General features: G+C 44.0%; 15 protein-coding genes. 5 read left to right on the top strand and 10 right to left on the bottom strand.

Going from position 1 to position 17,465, the window contains the following annotated elements:
• Positions 1-139: 139 nt before the first annotated feature.
• The 4 genes from BCU34_RS20725 to BCU34_RS20710 form a co-directional block, all read right to left on the bottom strand.
• Positions 140-277, bottom strand: coding sequence for a hypothetical protein (locus BCU34_RS20725; protein WP_157934941.1), 138 nt, complete (start codon positions 275-277; stop codon positions 140-142).
• A 124-nt stretch (positions 278-401) separates the two neighbouring features.
• Positions 402-3,281 carry an aminomethyl-transferring glycine dehydrogenase gene (gene gcvP, locus BCU34_RS20720; RefSeq protein ID WP_102478978.1) on the bottom strand — a complete coding sequence of 960 codons (2,880 nt, stop codon included), beginning with the start codon at positions 3,279-3,281 and terminating at the stop codon, positions 402-404.
• 88 nt (positions 3,282-3,369) lie between these two features.
• A complete protein-coding gene (gcvH, locus tag BCU34_RS20715; protein ID WP_017105929.1) occupies positions 3,370-3,750 on the bottom strand; it encodes a glycine cleavage system protein GcvH in 381 nt (126 codons plus the stop codon).
• Positions 3,751-3,801: 51 nt separating this feature from the next.
• Positions 3,802-5,094: a serine hydroxymethyltransferase gene (locus BCU34_RS20710; protein ID WP_059018605.1), complete on the bottom strand. Its 1,293-nt coding sequence runs from the start codon at positions 5,092-5,094 to the stop codon at positions 3,802-3,804.
• Between the two features lie 441 nt (positions 5,095-5,535).
• Between BCU34_RS20710 and BCU34_RS20705 the strand changes: the two genes are divergently transcribed.
• From BCU34_RS20705 to BCU34_RS20695, 3 genes are all read left to right on the top strand, one after another.
• Positions 5,536-6,159 (top strand): helix-turn-helix domain-containing protein, encoded by a 624-nt coding sequence (locus tag BCU34_RS20705; RefSeq protein WP_017105927.1) that lies wholly within the window; start codon positions 5,536-5,538, stop codon positions 6,157-6,159.
• A gap of 448 nt (positions 6,160-6,607) precedes the next feature.
• A complete protein-coding gene (gcvT, locus tag BCU34_RS20700; protein ID WP_102478979.1) occupies positions 6,608-7,741 on the top strand; it encodes a glycine cleavage system aminomethyltransferase GcvT in 1,134 nt (377 codons plus the stop codon).
• A 279-nt stretch (positions 7,742-8,020) separates the two neighbouring features.
• Positions 8,021-9,082 (top strand): S1 family peptidase, encoded by a 1,062-nt coding sequence (locus BCU34_RS20695; protein WP_102478980.1) that lies wholly within the window; start codon positions 8,021-8,023, stop codon positions 9,080-9,082.
• An 85-nt stretch (positions 9,083-9,167) separates the two neighbouring features.
• Here BCU34_RS20695 and BCU34_RS20690 read toward each other — a convergent pair whose 3' ends face one another.
• The gene (locus BCU34_RS20690) at positions 9,168-9,494 is read right to left on the bottom strand and encodes a hypothetical protein (protein ID WP_102431266.1); all 327 of its coding nucleotides are present in this window, start codon (positions 9,492-9,494) and stop codon (positions 9,168-9,170) included.
• Positions 9,495-9,695: 201 nt separating this feature from the next.
• Here BCU34_RS20690 and BCU34_RS20685 point away from each other — a divergent pair, with 201 nt between their 5' ends.
• The gene (locus tag BCU34_RS20685; RefSeq protein WP_048662017.1) at positions 9,696-10,013 is read left to right on the top strand and encodes a helix-turn-helix transcriptional regulator; all 318 of its coding nucleotides are present in this window, start codon (positions 9,696-9,698) and stop codon (positions 10,011-10,013) included.
• A 93-nt stretch (positions 10,014-10,106) separates the two neighbouring features.
• On the opposite strand, the gene arfB is transcribed toward BCU34_RS20685, so the two are convergent.
• Positions 10,107-10,517 carry an alternative ribosome rescue aminoacyl-tRNA hydrolase ArfB gene (arfB, locus tag BCU34_RS20680; protein WP_102478981.1) on the bottom strand — a complete coding sequence of 137 codons (411 nt, stop codon included), beginning with the start codon at positions 10,515-10,517 and terminating at the stop codon, positions 10,107-10,109.
• Between the two features lie 87 nt (positions 10,518-10,604).
• Here arfB and BCU34_RS20675 point away from each other — a divergent pair, with 87 nt between their 5' ends.
• On the top strand, positions 10,605-11,210 hold the full coding sequence (locus BCU34_RS20675; RefSeq protein ID WP_102478508.1) for a beta-phosphoglucomutase family hydrolase: 606 nt from the start codon (positions 10,605-10,607) through the stop codon (positions 11,208-11,210).
• A 35-nt stretch (positions 11,211-11,245) separates the two neighbouring features.
• On the opposite strand, the gene BCU34_RS20670 is transcribed toward BCU34_RS20675, so the two are convergent.
• The 4 genes from BCU34_RS20670 to BCU34_RS20655 form a co-directional block, all read right to left on the bottom strand.
• Complete coding sequence (locus BCU34_RS20670) at positions 11,246-13,150, bottom strand: diguanylate cyclase (protein WP_102478507.1); 1,905 nt, start codon at positions 13,148-13,150, stop codon at positions 11,246-11,248.
• A 237-nt stretch (positions 13,151-13,387) separates the two neighbouring features.
• On the bottom strand, positions 13,388-15,136 hold the full coding sequence (locus BCU34_RS20665; protein ID WP_102478506.1) for a formate--tetrahydrofolate ligase: 1,749 nt from the start codon (positions 15,134-15,136) through the stop codon (positions 13,388-13,390).
• A gap of 293 nt (positions 15,137-15,429) precedes the next feature.
• Positions 15,430-16,734, bottom strand: coding sequence for an inosine/guanosine kinase (locus tag BCU34_RS20660; RefSeq protein WP_017064646.1), 1,305 nt, complete (start codon positions 16,732-16,734; stop codon positions 15,430-15,432).
• 142 nt (positions 16,735-16,876) lie between these two features.
• The gene (locus BCU34_RS20655; protein WP_017059837.1) at positions 16,877-17,353 is read right to left on the bottom strand and encodes a CreA family protein; all 477 of its coding nucleotides are present in this window, start codon (positions 17,351-17,353) and stop codon (positions 16,877-16,879) included.
• Positions 17,354-17,465: the final 112 nt, after the last annotated feature.

Here is a 17,465-nt window from a genome sequence, read left to right as displayed (position 1 = left end):
AAAAGTATTCTAAATGAGGTGTGGGTAACTATTATAAGCCCTCCTATGCGCGCGCGGAGAAGAGTTAATTTATCACCCGGGCAACAAACAGTTAGAAGCTATAATCTTCAAGCTTTTTGGAAGTGAAACATTTATCTATCTACTGCCACAAAGCCAGCAGAAACACAAAAAGACCAATTCCAATCGTGACTTTTAGAAGCAAGCCAAGAGGGGCTCCACCTTTTGGCGCTTTGTTACAACATCCCATCATCGTTTCCTCATTCATCATTGGATTCATTTCACCTTAAACCTTTCCCTTACGGTAAGGTCAATGCATTTGTAGACCTTGAATTTCAGACAACAAAAAGGCGAACCGTTTGGTTCGCCTTTTGTTATGTTTCGCTGCTTAGCGCCGCTACGAATTAGTCTTCGTAGTTATCGATGCTTGGGCAAGAACAGATTAGGTTACGGTCGCCGTATACGTTGTCTACACGGTTAACTGTTGGCCAGTACTTCGAGTTCTTGGTTGCTTTCGATGGGAAGCAAGCCAGTTCGCGAGAGTAAGGGCGATCCCATTCTGCACCAGCTAGGTCAACTTGTGTGTGCGGTGCGTTCACTAGAGGGTTGTTGTCTAGTGGCCATTCACCCGCTTTCACTGCTGCCATTTCGTGACGGATTGCGATCATCGCTTCACAGAAACGGTCTAGCTCTTCTAAATCTTCAGATTCAGTTGGCTCTACCATTAGTGTGCCAGCTACTGGGAAAGACATCGTCGGAGCGTGGAAACCGAAATCCATTAGACGCTTAGCAATATCTTCTTCGCTGATGCCTGTGTCTTCTTTAAGCGGACGAATATCAATAATACATTCGTGCGCTACGCGGCCGTTAGTGCCACGGTAAAGAACAGGGTAGTGAGGACGTAGTTTTTCCATCACGTAGTTCGCGTTCAGAATCGCTACTTTCGTTGCGTCTGTTAGGCCAGGTTCGCCCATCATTGCGATGTAAGCCCAAGAGATAGGTAGGATTGAAGCACTACCTAGATCTGCCGCTGATACCGCGTAGTCAGAACCTTGTACACCATTTTCGATGTGGCCTGGTAGGAAAGGTGCTAGGTGCGATTTAACACCGATAGGACCCATACCCGGACCACCACCACCGTGTGGGATACAGAATGTTTTGTGTAGGTTCAAGTGAGATACGTCTGAACCGATGAAGCCAGGTGAAGTTAGGCCTACTTGAGCATTCATGTTCGCGCCGTCTAGGTAAACCTGACCGCCCGCTGCGTGCACTTGTTCACACACTTCTTTCACTTGCTCTTCGTATACGCCGTGCGTAGAAGGGTAAGTGATCATGATGCTTGATAGGTTTTCTTTATGCTTCTCGATTTTCGCTGCTAGGTCTGTCATGTCGATGTTGCCATCTTCATCACACTTAACAACCACTACCTTCATTGAAACCATTGATGCTGTTGCAGGGTTAGTACCGTGCGCAGAGCTTGGAATCAGACAAACGTTACGGTGAGCGTCACCGCGGCTTGCGTGGTAGCGTTGAATCGCGATTAGACCTGCGTATTCGCCAGATGCACCAGAGTTAGGTTGTAGTGAGAAATCGTCGTAACCAGTGATTTCACATAGCTTCTCTTTAAGATCTTTCGCTAGTGCTGTGTAGCCTGCTGCTTGATCAAGAGGTGCGAATGGGTGAATAGAACCAAACTCAGGCCATGTTACTGGAATCATCTCAGCAGCAGCGTTCAGCTTCATCGTACAGCTGCCCAGTGGGATCATGCCGTGCGTTAGTGAGAAGTCTTTGTTCTCAAGCTGTTTTAGGTAACGCATCATTTGCGTTTCGCTGTGGTGCGTATTGAATACTGGGTGAGTTAGGAACTCTGATTCACGACGGCAGTTTTCTGGAATTGCTGCAAACTCGTTTGAAGCAATGTCAGAAGATAGTGCTTGAACGTCTTCTTTCACGTCGAAGATTGCAAACAGTGAGTTCACGTCGTCGATCGTTGTTGTTTCATCTAAGCTGATACCGATCTTACCCTTAAGAAGGCGAAGGTTGACGTCTGCTGCTTGCGCTTTCGCGTACAGTGCATCTGTCTTCTCTTCAGAGTTGATCGTGATGGTATCGAAGAAGCTGTTGTTCGTTAGCTCGTAACCCGCTTTAGTCAGGCCAGCTGCTAGGATAGCTGTCATATGATGTGTACGACGAGCAATAGTACGTAGGCCTTCTGCACCGTGGTAAACCGCGTAGAAAGACGCCATGTTTGCTAGAAGTGCTTGAGCTGTACAGATGTTCGATGTCGCTTTCTCGCGGCGGATGTGTTGCTCACGAGTTTGCATTGCCATACGTAGCGCTTGGTTACCGTGAGTATCGATAGATACACCGATTACACGACCTGGCATTGTACGCTTATGCTTTTCACGAGTACCCATGAATGCAGCGTGTGGACCGCCGTAACCCATAGGAACACCGAAACGTTGCGCTGAACCGATAACTACGTCTGCGCCCATTTCGCCAGCAGGCTTAAGTAGAGCAGAAGCAAGTAGGTCAGTAGCAACTGTAACCAGTGTTTTGTTAGCTTGAGCTTTCGCAATGATGTCTGTTAGGTCACGAACTTCACCCGTTGTACTAGGGTATTGAAGAAGCGCACCAAATACGTCTTGCTCTGGAAGTGTTTCAAGAGCACCAACCATGACTTCAAAACCGATGTACTCAGCACGAGTTTTAACAACTTCTAGTGTTTGAGGGTGAACATCGTCAGCAACGAAGAATACTTTGCTCTTGCTTTTACCAGCACGCTTACACAGTGTCATCGCTTCGCCAGCCGCTGTCGCTTCATCAAGAAGGGATGCGTTCGCGATTTCCATACCGGTTAGGTCCATTACCATTTGTTGGTAATTTAGTAGAGATTCAAGACGACCTTGAGAAATCTCTGGTTGGTATGGTGTGTAAGCTGTGTACCAGCCTGGGTTCTCTAAAACGTTACGTAGAATAACGTTTGGAGTGAATGTGTTGTAGTAGCCTTGGCCAATGAAAGTACGTTTCACTTGGTTTAGGTTAGCGATCTCTTTAAGAGAGGTCAGCATGTCCATTTCGCTCAGTGGCGCAGCAAGTGTCATTGGTTTTTCAAGACGGATTTGTGCAGGAACCGTTTCGTCGATCAGTGCGTCTAAGCTAGTCGCGTTGATCGCATCAAGCATTTTCTGCTGGTCTGCTTTATTAGGGCCGTTATGACGAGCAACAAACTCGTTTTGAGTACCCAGGTCTTTTAGTAATTGGCTTTGAAGTAATTCAGTCATGATATGTTCTACTTTCTCTTTGGAGCCGTGAGCTAGCCCCTAAAATTAAGCTGCTCTAAAGAGCAGCTTTATCGTAATGAGGAACCTATTAGTCTTCTTCGATAGAGCTTAGGTATTCTTCCGCATCCTTAAGGTTGTCTAGTTCAGACGCATCAGACATCTTCACTTTAACAATCCAACCACCTTCATAAGATTCTTCGTTAATTAACTCAGGGCTATCTTCTAATTCTTCGTTGATTTCTACGATTTCGCCAGAGATTGGTGCGTAGATATCAGAAGCTGCTTTCACTGATTCAACTAGAGAGAAGCTTTCGCCGGCTTCGATTTCGTCTCCAGTGTCAGGCAGGTCAACAAACACAACGTCACCTAGCATCTCTTGAGCGTGCTCAGAAATACCGATAGTTACAGTACCGTCACCGTTGTCTTTTACCCACTCGTGGCTGTCTGCAAACTTTAGTGTATTGTCCATTGCTTATTCTCCAAAAATTTATGAGGTTTTAATTTAAATCTTAAAAACGGTTTAACGATAAAGAGGGAAGCGTTTGCAAAGCTCTTTAACTTGCTTGCGAACACGTTGCTCAACTTCAGCGTTGCCTTCAGGGCTTTCAACTAAGCCATCAAGTACATCGCCGATCCATTCACCGATAAGTTTGAATTCTTCAGTGCCAAAACCACGACTGGTTCCAGCTGGCGTACCTAAACGAATACCCGAAGTAATCATAGGCTTCTCTGTGTCGAATGGTATGCCATTTTTGTTACATGTGATCCCTGCACGTTCTAATGCTTCTTCAGTTACGTTACCTTTCAAGCCCTTAGGGCGAAGGTCAACCAGCATTAGGTGCGTGTCTGTTCCGCCAGTCACAATGTCACAACCGCGAGTTTGCAACACTTCAGCAAGAACTTTTGCGTTGTCGATCACTGAATCAATATAAGTATTAAATTCTGGGCCAAGTGCTTCGCCAAATGCTACTGCTTTAGCCGCGATAACGTGCATTAGTGGGCCGCCTTGTAGGCCAGGGAACACTGCAGAATTGATCTTTTTGTTGATGTCTTCGTGGTTAGTCAGAATCATACCGCCGCGTGGGCCACGAAGTGTCTTGTGCGTTGTTGTCGTAACAACGTGAGCGTGTGGTAGTGGGCTAGGGTGAGCTCCTGTCGCAATAAGACCCGCGATGTGTGCCATATCGACCATTAGGATTGCGCCAACTTCGTCAGCGATTTCACGGAACTTAGCGAAATCGATAACGCGTGGGATAGCACTACCACCAGCAATAATCATTTTAGGTTGGCTTTCGATAGCTAAAGCGCGAACTGCTTCGTAATCGATTTCAAGAGTGTCGCGGTCTACGCCGTATTGAACTGCGTTGAACCATTTACCAGACATTGCAGGACGTGCACCGTGTGTAAGGTGACCACCAGCGTCAAGAGACATACCTAGGATAGTGTCGCCAGGTTGAAGTAGGGCAAGTTTAACTGCGCCGTTTGCTTGAGCGCCAGAGTGAGGCTGTACGTTTACGTATTCACATTTGAACAGCTGCTTAGCGCGTTCGATTGCGATAGCTTCTACTGTATCTACGTGCTCACAACCACCGTAGTAACGACGACCTGGGTAGCCCTCAGCGTATTTGTTGGTTAGGCAAGTGCCTTGAGCTTGCATTACTGCTTTAGAAACGATGTTCTCAGAAGCAATAAGTTCGATTTGTTCGTTTTGACGAGTGTTCTCTGCTTGGATTCCAGCAAATACTGCGTCGTCAGTCGCAGATAGGTTCGTAGAGAAAAAACTGTCTAAGCTATGGTTTTGGTAAGCGTTCATTGTCGAGACCTTTCATTAAGCTAATGGTGATTGTTTTTATAGTCCATTAGGTCTTACGTTGATTTCTGCATCGGTATCGTTTGCGCTATATAGGTATAGATAAACGTGAATTGCGTTATAAATATACTCTTACAGCGTCTAAGCGATCGTTGTAGGGTCAATGCAGCACGAATTGTTTCCCAAAAAGTTCGGGTAAAAAACAGCTCTTACAAATGTTAAATCTATCATTTGCTGCAAGCTGAAGTAGCATCTCTTCATCTAACAAGTCGATAACATAGCTCCGATAAAATCAATTTTCAACAAAAATTTCCAATAGGAAACAACTTTTCTCGTTTTGCTACAGGGAGCACGCTTTATTTCTGTGTGTGCTCTTTAATCAACAAAGCGCTTCATGCAACAATGAAATGAATAGACAGGAAGTAAGAAAATAATGAGGGACCTATGTCAGAAGACATTTATGATGAGTACCCATCTTTAACTTTGGCGAAAGAAACGTTAGACCAGAATATAGAACCACTTAGGCTAGGCCAGCGTATTAAAGATATCCGCGGCAAGCTTGGGATTACGTTAGAAGAAGCAAGCCAAAGAACTGGCTTGGCGCGTTCTACGCTCAGCAAAATCGAGAATGAACAAATCTCGCCAACCTTTCAGGCTATGCAAAAACTGGCGATGGGTTTGCAAATTGATATGCCGCAACTCTTTGAGCCACCAAGGAAAAAAGTCGCAACAGGACGTCGCGACTTAACCAAAGCAGGTCAGGGCAAACCTCACCCTACACCGACTTATGAGCATGAACTGCTTGCGACTGAGCTTTCTAATAAGAAGATGATGCCGTTCAAAAGCCGCGTAAGAGCGCGTACTTTTGAAGAATATAATGATTGGGTTCGTCACGATGGTGAAGAGTTCTTAATGATTATCTCCGGTGATGTGATGTTCTACTCAGAATTCTACGAACCCGTACCAATGAGCGAAGGCGACAGCATGTATTACGATGCCAATATGGGTCACATGTTGATTTCTACTAGTGCAGAAGATGCGCTGATTTTGTGGGTGACTGCAAAATAAGTTAACAAACTTAGAATTTCTTATAGTGAATGCAAACGTTTGCTTTTGTTTCTAACGTTTGTCAAATGACGCGATATTGATGTGAAAATCATCAATATCGCGTTTTTTTATGTATCGAATAATTGTTTTTAAATTGTTAAATGTCACATTTTGAGCTGTTTTAATCTTGTTAAGGGTGTAAAACTGACTCAGGCTTGTTTATTATAGTGAACACGGTTTACTCATGTTGATTGAAGTTTACTGAAGTGAATTCTTAGAAAGTGAGTTGTATAGGATTTGTACAGCCATTCATATTTATAACGCTAACAATATAAGCCTATATAAAAGACATCACTTTTTACTATCTACTGTTTCTAACGTTCACCCGTATCGTTAGAGGCGACTCTAAATAGAGATATAAGCGGCAGACTCGATTTTGGACAGCCTGCAACGCTTCATGGAGAATAAAATGACTCAAGAACACGCTAATCAAGACCTACTAAAAACACCACTGCATGCACTTCACGTTGAAGAGGGTGCGAAAATGGTCCCTTTCGCTGGCTACGATATGCCAGTTCAGTACCCACTAGGTGTAAAGAAAGAGCACTTACACACTCGTGACGCTGCCGGTCTTTTTGATGTTTCTCACATGGGGCAACTTCGTCTACATGGTGCAAATGCAGCTGCTGTCTTAGAATCTTTGGTTCCTGTAGATATTATTGACCTTCCTTCTGGTAAGCAGCGTTACGCGTTCTTTACTAACGAGCAGGGCGGCATCATGGATGACCTGATGGTTGCGAACCTTGGCGATCACCTATTTGTTGTTGTGAACGCAGCTTGTAAGACACAAGATATCGACCACCTAACGGCTCACCTTCCTGCAGACGTAGAAATGGAAGTGATTGATGACCGCGCTCTACTAGCACTTCAAGGCCCTAAAGCGTCTGAAGTACTGGCTCGTTTCCAACCTAGCGTTGCAGAAATGCTGTTCATGGATGTTCAAAAAGTGGATATCGATGGTGTGGAATGTATCGTAAGCCGCAGTGGTTACACAGGCGAAGATGGCTACGAAATCTCTGTACCGAATGATCATGCTGAAGCACTAGCGCGTAAGCTAACTTCAGAAGCTGAAGTAGAGTGGATTGGCCTTGGTGCACGTGACTCACTTCGTCTTGAGTGTGGTTTGTGTCTATACGGTCACGACCTAGATACAACAACAACGCCAGTAGAAGCTAGCCTTCTATGGGGTATTCAAAAAGTGCGTCGTACTGACGGTGAGCGTGCTGGCGGTTTCCCAGGTGCAGACATTATCCTTGAGCAAATCGCGACTAAAGACGTTCAACGCAAGCGTGTTGGTCTTGTTGGTCAAACTAAAGCACCAGTACGTGAAGGCGCTGAATTGTTTGACGCTGAAGGTAACAAGGTTGGCGTAGTAACAAGCGGCACGGCGGGCCCTAACGCAGGCAAGCCTGTATCAATGGCTTACGTACGCACTGATCTAGCGACTATTGGCACTGAAGTATTCGCTGAAGTTCGTGGTAAAAAACTACCAATGACAGTAGAAAAAATGCCATTCGTACCTCAACGTTACTACCGTGGCTAATCTCGTTTAAGAGAAACCGCAATACATAATAAAAGCCTATTGTTTGATTCCCTGTATAGAGAAGTCCGACGGTGGGCTTTTTTGTTTTTGAAAGCGTATGTTTTTGGAGGCGTATTAGGTTTAAGGGCTACCATTAATAACGGTTGCTTAGAATGCGTCTATAAAATGAGAGATGTGGCCATATCGTTACAAATACTTACTATACTGTTGGTTGTGACGTGTTATGGTGGCGATTCATCATTTTTGTAAATAAGTAGTAGGGGTTACAAGGAGTTATCTATGAATGTTAACCATACAATGAGTCCAGTTTGTAAGGCCGTCGTTGGGCTTTTAGCGCCATTAATCTATACATCAAGTGTTTTGGCGACAGAAAACTTGGTCGAAACTTCTCCTGACGCGAACGTAACACCTTATATTGTGAATGGTAGTGATGCTTCAGTGACGGAATTCCCTTCCATGGCGAGTTTGTTCATTGATCGTATTGATTATGATGGTGTTTACTCAACAGGCCCTTATTGCGGCGCAACCATTTTAGACCCGACCCACATTCTAACCGCAGCGCACTGTATTTACGGTAACGAAGAAGGTCAATTGTTTACTACTGTTGTCCCTCAACTTGAAGATTCGTCTCAATTTCCTAACGGTAACATTCAAAAAGCACGTGTATCCGAAGTTTACTATCGCAGTGATTATTCAAATGCGTTGAGCGACCTATTACGCAATGACGTTGCTATACTTAAGTTAGAAAGCGCACTGAATGTCGACTCAATCAATGATGTTGTTAAGCGTCCTTCAAACGATGATTATCGAATTGGTGTTAATGACTTCGTTGCTGTTGGCCATGGTGATACACGTTCAGGTTTTGACAGCACGACCTTATTGCAAAAAGCATCTCTTAATTACGTAGACAATGCGACTTGTGCAACTGCTTTTATTGATGGCTCGACATTAACTGATAATCAAATTTGTTTTAATGGTGACTATAGCGTATTCACCGGTCTTTATAATGGTACTTGTCAAGGTGACTCTGGTGGTCCAGTCTATTGGAAAGATGGCACTGAGTATAGACAGGTTGGTATCACTAGCTTTGGGCCAGACACATGTGGTGGAAACTCTACGGTGACATCTGTATTTACTGAAATCCTTGACTATGAAGCTTGGATTGATAGCGTAATTGCTGGAACTGAAACCGCTCAATTTGTTTCTACTGACGCTAAGCGAACAGCTTATGTGAATGCGCGAACTTCATCTGGTTCTGGCAGCAGCGGAGGTAGTGTTTCATTTGGTTTGCTAGGTATGCTGATGTTGATTGCTGGTGTTAGAAAAACAGTTAAACGGTAGAACTTCAAAATGTTTGAACAAGTCGACGCTTTATCTAACGATAGCGTCGACTTTTACTTTTACAGTTGGTTAGTTGTTTGTCGAACTAGTTACTCAGCTCGATTACTGCTTTACGGCTGTATCTTTCTAGAATCTCATCCATCTCTTTTATCGCAGCATTGATGCTTTTAATCCCACCTTGCGCTACACCTTTTTCATTTTCGTTCAATGCAGAAAAAGCCTGCTTTAATTCCTTACCTTCCAACATGCTCCCGTGTAGCAACACCTCTTTGTAAGTGAGTAGCTTATGTTGTATTGCAATAATTTCTGGGCGGGGATTGTCTGATTCTAATGCGTGACTAATGCAAGGAAATGCCAATGTATAGTGATTCGCAATTTCCAATTTGACGTTTTTCTTATTCGCAATATGCAATTTTTTTAATTTCCCAACACTTGAGTCTTCAAGTCTTCTAGCCTTTACGCTCACGACCAATCAAAGCGTGAAAGTTTATGATACGTAACGTTTTTTAATAATTGGATAATATGCCTTTGATGGCTTATGTAAACCATCACAAGTCAATATGGTCTGCTTCTTGCTGAATTTAGGTCATAACTGTCTTTTGAGGATGAGCTTATGTCACAAGAACCCATAATAGTGGCGCTGATTGAGCGTAGGAAACAAGCTAACTTGTCTCAAGAAAAGTTAGCCTCGAGTTCAGGAATGAGTTTAAAAACCTATCAACGGATTGAACGTGGCGAGGCGGACATTAAGATGTCTCAGTATCGTTCAATCACCAGAACCTTAAAGGTGACGGATTTGGATGTGGTTCTTGATATTGTGGGTGCATCACAAGCAACAGCGGAAGACGTTGCAGCGGTCAGTCGCTTACTGACCAGCGAAGAGCGAATGTTGTTGATCAAACTGATTTTGTCGGTCAAAAAGAAGCAGTAAACTTACTTTCAAATAAACAGCGTAATGGATCTATTCGTTAGTCAAATTGACAGGTCTTTCTACAGTAATGTGGTTACTGAGGGCATGAAGCCATCAGCTCACTCTTCCGCGTAGCTGTTTGGTGGTACTTCTTTGCTTCTTACTTTCTAAACGTCTTTTCTGAGAGCCACGCGTTGGCTTTGTTGCTTTTCTTACTTTTTGAACCTTTGTCGCTTCCAAGATCAATTCTTTCAAACGCACTAAAGCATCATCTCGGTTTTGTTCTTGAGTTCTATATTGTTGCGCCTTAATGATAATCACCCCGTCTTTGGTGATGCGACTATCTTTGTGTGCCAAAAGCTTTTCTTTATAGAAGTCGGGCAGGGTGGAGTGTGTGATATCAAAACGTAAATGTATCGCGCTCGATACTTTATTGACGTTCTGACCGCCGGCTCCTTGTGCTCTGATCGCTGTTAACTGGAGTTCCCAGTCTTGAATCGAAACAGAGTTAGATATTTGTAACATAAACATCCATTTTGAACGGTAATATGGGGTCATGATACTGAATATTGGTTATGGTATCAGTAACTTTCTTAAAGAGTGGTAGTAGTGATGAAAATAGATTTAGCGGCGTATGAAGGATTGATCTTTGATATGGACGGTACGCTGATCGATACAATGCCTGCACATGTAAAGGCGTGGCAGCAAACGGCTGAAGAGTTCGGCTTTCATTTTGAAGCGTCTTGGCTGCATAGCTTAGGTGGCATGCCGAGCTACAAAATAGCCGGTGAGGTGAACAGTAAATACGGTTTGTCTCTCGACCCACAAGCTGTGTCCACGTTTAAAATGGCATCGTTTGCGGCTATTGAAGACAAAGGAGACGTTATCCCTTTTACTCACTCTCTGCTGTTAGAGCATCTGGGTAATAAGAAGATTGCAGTAGGAACGGGCAGTCAACGTAAAAGTGCCGAACAGTTACTGGATAAGACAGACATCTTGAGTAAGCTCGATATCCTAGTGACAGCAACAGACGTTAAGAATCACAAGCCCAATCCGGATACCTTCTTAGATGCGTGTTTTGGTATGGGTTTGCAGCCAAAGCAGTGTGTTGTTTTTGAAGATACGAACCTAGGTAAGCAGGCTGCTCATGCTGCGAACATGGATTGTATTCTTGTCGTTGAGGGGAGCAAGTTAGAATTTTATCCGGCTCCAAGCTGATCGTTTGCCGGGCAAGTGAATGCAATTGTCATTTGCTAGGCTATTTCGCTCATCTCTTTATCTAGGAATAAGCACACATTGTTTCTCCCTGCTGCTTTAGCTTGGTATAGGGCTAAATCGGCGCACTTGTAATTAAGTGCTGGATCATTTGTTACGTTAGTAATCCCACCGCTCACGGTGACTACGTTGTCGAGTTCGATACTGACAGCGATTCTGAGCCTATTAAGAACGTATTCAGCTTCTTCTGTTGTAGTGTGAGGCAGAATAACGCCAAATTCTTCACCACCAATACGAGCGACAAAATCTGTTTCACGGCATTCTCGCTGGAGTACTTGAGCAACCGTTTGAATGACGCGATCACCATAATCGTGACCAAATCTGTCGTTGATGCGTTTGAAGTGGTCTATATCTAAGATCGCTAAGCAAGACTGTTCACGAGTAGGATAACGATTCACACGAGAGCACTCATCTCGCAGCTCAAGATCGAACTTACGGCGGTTCCAACACCCAGCTAAGGCATCTTTTTCGCTCAGGTTTCTCAGTTTGTTTTCTAGCTCTTTGTGTTTACTGATATCCACAAATGAAGCGACATAAAACTGAATCACATCTTTCGAATCTTTGATGGTTTGGATTCGCAGTATTTCCGTGATTAAAGACCCGTCTTTACGTCGGTTAACGACTTCGCCTTCCCACATGCCTTTCTCTTTGATGATACTCCACATCTTGATGTAGAACTCTTCATTGTAGCGGCCAGAGGCAAACATCGATGGTTGACGACCTTTTACGTCTTCTAACTCGTAGCCACTCACGCGGGTGAACTCTTGGTTTACTTTGATGATGCGGTTGTTTCTGTCGGTAATCACCAAGGCAGACATGCCATTCATTGCTGCTTTAGCCAGTTGGCTCTCGATACTGTTCTTCTTGTGATTGCTGTTCCACAATACGAAGCCAGCAGAGATCATTGAAATCAAGAAAGATAATGTGATGATCTGAACGACAATCGCTTGTTTTTCTTGTCGGTATTGACTGCTGAACTGCTGATTTTCAATATGAAGAACCATGTAGATTGGGCCTTCGAACTGTTTTATGTTGGGGCTGATATCAGAGTGGAAATACCAGTTCTTACCATCAAAATAGCTAGAAGAGGTATTTTCTTGAATGGCTTTCCAAAGCTCCGGGTATAACTTTGCGTAAGTTCGCTCTGAACGTGACTCAATCACATGTCCGAAAGATTCCTTTGGGTCTGGCCCCATAATGATGTGTCCGGTTTTGTTGAGAATAATCGGAACAGCAGACGATGCACCAATCTGATAGTGAAGGCGCTTATAGATCTCGAGCATGTTTAGGTTTGCGATGAAGTAACCAATGATGCGATTGTTTTCAGCGACAGGCGTCATAATGCGAAGCGCTGGTATTAAAGGACGAACGATCTCTCCGTTTTCAACTTCTAGGTCAATGCCGCGAGAACTAACTTCACCAATCTTTAATCGTTGCAGTTCCTCATAGTAATCACGTGAAGACTTGTTCTGCAGTTCGTTATCTGGGACCACGATTGCTTGACCGTCTTTGTAGTTAACGCGGAACACTTCGTTGCCGGCTAGATCGAGATAACGAAGCTGAGAATAGTATTTTTGGCCACGAGCTAACATTACCCAAAGATCTTGTAGCGTTTCTTTGTGGATGAGTGAAGGTTCTTGAACGGCACGAAGTAACGTTTGAGAGTCTGCAATAGAAGGAACAGAGTTAGATATTTGCTCAACAATAACGGCGAGTTCGTGAAAACTGTATTCGATTTGGTTCTGGCTGGATTGTTTGATATTTAGCGTGTGCTGAGCATCGACCCTGTCAAATTCAGAGTTAATATAGAGGGCAGGGACTAATCCTAGGGCAAATATGGTGCATAGAAATTGCCCGACTAGTTTTTTTATACTTGTATTCATCACTGTCCTCAAAGAATCAGCGCAATACTATATATTTTATAAGGTTTTTAATGTGATCTTGCCCCAGAACTTAAGACAATATGCGCATATAACTACGTTTTTATTGCAACTTCTTGCACTTAAGCTTGATTGTTGAGCAATTACTTCGTTAGGAAATGATTGCTCAATATAGAACACCGGTCTGAAAATTGAGCCAGATTAATCGCGATTATTTGTCGTTTATCTAACTAAGGGTATTTAGCTTAGGCCGACGATATTTCCATTACTGTCAATATCTAACGACATGAACGCTGGTTTGTCAGGTAAGCCTGGCATGGTCATCACATTGCCACACAACGCGTAAATAAAGCCAGCACCAGCACACAATTTTAGCTCTCTAACGGGTACGTCAAATTGAGTGGGAGCACCTTTTATATGTGCTTCTGTCGAGACCGATAGTGGTGTTTTTGCCAAACAAACTGATAGGTTGCTATAGCCATGCAGTTTGAATTCAGCTAGTTGTTTTTTAGCCAGTGGAGATAGTGAAATACTTGCCGCGCCATAACCGACTTCAGCGACAGCCATTAGCTTTTCTTCTAGGGTTTGCTCAGAGTGGTACAAAGGCTCAAATTCAGACTCCTTTTGGCAAGCTTTTACCACGGCGCGAGCCAGTTGAGTCGTCCCTTCGCCACCTTGACCAAATGCTTCGCTTACTTCAACGCTAACGCTTGGGTCGAAGTCGGTGATCATCTGTTTCAAAGCATCGAGCTCTTGAGCTGAGTCTTGTGGGAATTGGTTAATCGCAACAACTGTTGGCACTTGGTATTGCTTAACGTTGGTTATGTGCCATTTTAGGTTCTCAAACCCTGCAAAAAGCGCGTCTTGGTCATCATTAAAGATTGAATCTGGTAGTGGGGTGCCCGGTCTTAAATCGTACAAACCTGAGTTCGCTTTTAATCCGCGTAGTGTCGCAACAACAACGGCACAGTCAGGCTTCTTGTTGGATGCCTTAACCTTGATGTTACATGCTTTCTCGAAACCCATGTCTGAGCCGAAACCGCCTTCAGTTACCACAAAGTCACTCAGTTTAAGAGCAATCTTATCGGCAATAATTGAAGAGTTACCATGTGCGATGTTTGCGAAAGGCCCGGCGTGAATTAGGGTAGGAACGCCTTCAAGGGTTTGCATCAATGTTGGTTCAATAGAATCCTTCATTGTTACGGTCATTGCGCCTGCAACATTGAAGTCATCTGCGGTTAACGGCAAGCCTTGTTTGTTGTAAGCAAGTACCACTCGTCCAATGCGCTTTCTTAAATCTTGAAGGTCATCTGCTAGAGCAAGGATAGCCATCAGCTCTGAAGCGGCTGAGATATCAAATCCATCTTCGCGCTCAAAGCCGTTAATTGTTTTGCTTGCTTCGTTCTTGCCTACCGTGATCATGCGTAACGCGCGATCATTATGGTCGAGTACACGTCGCCATACGATTCTAGTGGGGTCGATATCCAGTGCTTTTAAGCCTGAGCGCGCTTCAAAGGCTTCTAAGCCTTCACGCTGTTCATGATACAAACGTGCATCAATTGCTGCAGAGGCAAGGTTGTGAGCGGCCGTAACAGCATGAATGTCACCAGTTAGATGTAGGTTCAACTGTTCCATAGGAGCGACTTGAGAGTAGCCACCGCCAGCTGCGCCACCTTTAACACCAAATACAGGGCCCATTGAAGGCTGACGAATACACGCCATCGCTGATTGGTTAATTTTGGCAAGACCTTGTGCGAGCCCGATGGTGGTCACAGTTTTGCCTTCGCCGAGTGGCGTGGGTGTAATCGCCGTGACTACGACCAATTTACCATCTTGTTGGTTGGAGAGGCGTTCAAGTGATGTGAGAGACACTTTAGATTTGTATTGCCCTAATGGCTGATGTTCGTTGTGTTGTAGGCCAGCTTGCTTGGCAACCTCACTGATGTTTTTAAGGGGAGTAGAGCGACAAATATCAATATCAGACAGCATATTTGATCCTTATATCAGAACCGAAAGGTGGCACGTAAACGTTTGCGTGGCGATAGTACTGTATAAATCTGCCAAGTAAAGGCAAACCACACGAATTATGTGCTGGAAGATAACAGATCTAAAGAGTCATTGCGCGAGATCAAATCTTAAACGAGCAAAATATTCGATCTGATTACCTACAGTTGCAGTTATATTGGTGTTGAATACAAAAAGGGCTGCATATAGCAGCCCTTCAAGGAATAGGTAATCTGACTTGGCGTTAACCTCAATCAGTTAACCCCTAATATGGTCGATTAACGATCCCAGTATGTTTCTTCTAAGCTATCTTCGCGTTCAGGTAGCGCACGAGAAAGACGAGGAGAGTGCTGAGTCAACACTTCGTAGCTTACACGGTTTGCGTACTTACAAATTTGAGAAAGAGAAGAGTAAGTTAGACAAGCATGCTCGTGTTTTTCTGAGTTTGGTACATTCACGTGGTGGTAGCTGTTTGCTGCCATGTCGTGAAGTAGTGCTGAAAGTGCACCATCACCAGCACCATTGGTGTTCTTAATCTCAAGTGGGCCACCTAGGTAAGGGCCAATATGAGAGTACACTTTTACAGGGTCTTTACAGTCTTGCTTACGCATCGCGCGGCTGAATTCATATTTATTGAACTCAGGGATGTTACCCGGTAACAATGGCAGTGTGGTTTCGCGTTTCGCTGGTTCGTCAGTGTAACCTGCCATGTATAGGCCAATAGGGCCAGCAGTACATAGAACTAGGTCGACCCATTCAAGCGCTTTGTTAGCCGCCAATAGAGGGTCTTTTTCACCTGTTAGCGCTTCACCTTCGTCTTCGTTCATCGCGACGATGGTTACGTTCTCTTTCAGGTATTCTTGCCACCATTCAGCGTTACCTTCGATCACATACTTAGTACCAAGCGTTAGTACAACAGGCACATTGTGCGCTTTCGCGTATTCAATCGCTTTTTGTACCGCTTTTGGCATCGGATCTTCAGGTTTGCCACGCATTAGGTAAGACGAGACAACCAATGCAGACGCTTTCTCGAACACTTTTTCAGGAATGCTCTCTGGAAGAAGTTGGTTCATGTGACCTTCATTGATTGCAAACGTACGTTCGCCATCTTCAGAAATAAGCGTGTAGCAACGACCGATTGGACCATCAACAGTTTGAAGGTGATTTAGATTCATACGAGAAGAAGTGCGGCAAAGATAACGATAACCAAATGAGCCAACTTCAATCTTCTTAGACATAACGCCAAGCAGTACAGATTTGCTGTCTGCAAGTACGGAATAGTTGTGCAGTGTGTTGCCGATAGTATCGCCAGGGTATTGATGCGTGATCAAACCGCGCTCAACTAACTCTTCATACAGCGCATCTGCTTTACTTTCTTCCAATACCAGTGAGTGACCTTTACTCAGCTCGTATTTTTCTAGGAACTCGTTGTCAACACGGGCTTCGATATCAACAATCGTTTGGCCAACACCGACAATCGTTGCGCGGTGAAGCTTAGGTGTTTGTTGAATTTGGTTGACCAACGGATCACGTGCGTGAGTTGGAAAGTAATGCTTAGATTTACGCTGTCCAGGAAACTTCATATGAAAAATACAGTGAAAAAATTTTGCCGCATGATATCACATTTTGTTTCTGTTTCTTTCATTTTTATTACATTTTGAATCACCTGCACAATGTCTGTACAGGTGAATCGTCTTACTTTTGCTTCAGACCATTCGTGTGAGACTATTCAGCTGGAACAAGTGTTGCTGGATCTACGTAAGCCTCTGTACCCCAAAGCGGAACGGTTGAAAGGCTATGCTTGAAACTGCCTTCGGTTTCTTTGGTGGTGTAAGACAAGTAAAGCAGCGACTGATTCTCTGCATCGTAGATACGACGAACCTTCATTGTTTTAAAGAAGATACTTTTCGATTGCTTGAATACCACTTCGCCAGACTTACTCTTGTCTATTTGAGCAATCATTTCTGGTGTGATTTCACCTGTTTGACGACAAGAGATAGAGCTATCACTTGGATCTGAAAGGCTAAGGTTTGCTTCGATTGATGCGATATGACAGGTAACACCTGCGATCTTATCGTCATCTAATGAAGACATCTTGATATCCTTCATTGTGAAGAAACCCAGTGAGACGTCGCCAACCTCGTTGTCCGAACAGCCAGCTAACATTGTGACGATACCTGCTGCTATTAAGGCTTTTTTCATAAGAAGTCCTTTTTATTTATATAGTTCTGTTTACTATAAGGATATTGAAAGCTTGAATACGAGTGTAGAGCTTTTCGTTAAGTTCTTAAAGGATGTTGTTGGATAATGAAAA

Source organism: Vibrio sp. 10N.286.45.E10 (assembly GCF_002874195.2).
Classification (GTDB): Bacteria; Pseudomonadota; Gammaproteobacteria; order Enterobacterales; family Vibrionaceae; genus Vibrio; species Vibrio crassostreae.
This window is presented reverse-complemented; position numbering and strand designations above follow the sequence as displayed.

What these genes read in the sequence shown, in the direction of transcription:
- BCU34_RS20660 (WP_017064646.1), bottom strand. Translation starts at nt 16,734, where the DNA reads ATGAAGTTTCCTGGACAGCGTAAATCTAAGCATTACTTTCCAACTCAC.
- BCU34_RS20665 (WP_102478506.1), bottom strand. Translation starts at nt 15,136, where the DNA reads ATGCTGTCTGATATTGATATTTGTCGCTCTACTCCCCTTAAAAACATC.
- BCU34_RS20655 (WP_017059837.1), bottom strand. Translation starts at nt 17,353, where the DNA reads ATGAAAAAAGCCTTAATAGCAGCAGGTATCGTCACAATGTTAGCTGGC.
- BCU34_RS20705 (WP_017105927.1), top strand. Translation starts at nt 5,536, where the DNA reads ATGTCAGAAGACATTTATGATGAGTACCCATCTTTAACTTTGGCGAAA.
- BCU34_RS20695 (WP_102478980.1), top strand. Translation starts at nt 8,021, where the DNA reads ATGAATGTTAACCATACAATGAGTCCAGTTTGTAAGGCCGTCGTTGGG.
- arfB (WP_102478981.1), bottom strand. Translation starts at nt 10,517, where the DNA reads ATGTTACAAATATCTAACTCTGTTTCGATTCAAGACTGGGAACTCCAG.
- gcvT (WP_102478979.1), top strand. Translation starts at nt 6,608, where the DNA reads ATGACTCAAGAACACGCTAATCAAGACCTACTAAAAACACCACTGCAT.
- BCU34_RS20670 (WP_102478507.1), bottom strand. Translation starts at nt 13,150, where the DNA reads ATGAATACAAGTATAAAAAAACTAGTCGGGCAATTTCTATGCACCATA.
- BCU34_RS20710 (WP_059018605.1), bottom strand. Translation starts at nt 5,094, where the DNA reads ATGAACGCTTACCAAAACCATAGCTTAGACAGTTTTTTCTCTACGAAC.
- gcvP (WP_102478978.1), bottom strand. Translation starts at nt 3,281, where the DNA reads ATGACTGAATTACTTCAAAGCCAATTACTAAAAGACCTGGGTACTCAA.
- BCU34_RS20725 (WP_157934941.1), bottom strand. Translation starts at nt 277, where the DNA reads ATGAATCCAATGATGAATGAGGAAACGATGATGGGATGTTGTAACAAA.
- gcvH (WP_017105929.1), bottom strand. Translation starts at nt 3,750, where the DNA reads ATGGACAATACACTAAAGTTTGCAGACAGCCACGAGTGGGTAAAAGAC.
- BCU34_RS20675 (WP_102478508.1), top strand. Translation starts at nt 10,605, where the DNA reads ATGAAAATAGATTTAGCGGCGTATGAAGGATTGATCTTTGATATGGAC.
- BCU34_RS20685 (WP_048662017.1), top strand. Translation starts at nt 9,696, where the DNA reads ATGTCACAAGAACCCATAATAGTGGCGCTGATTGAGCGTAGGAAACAA.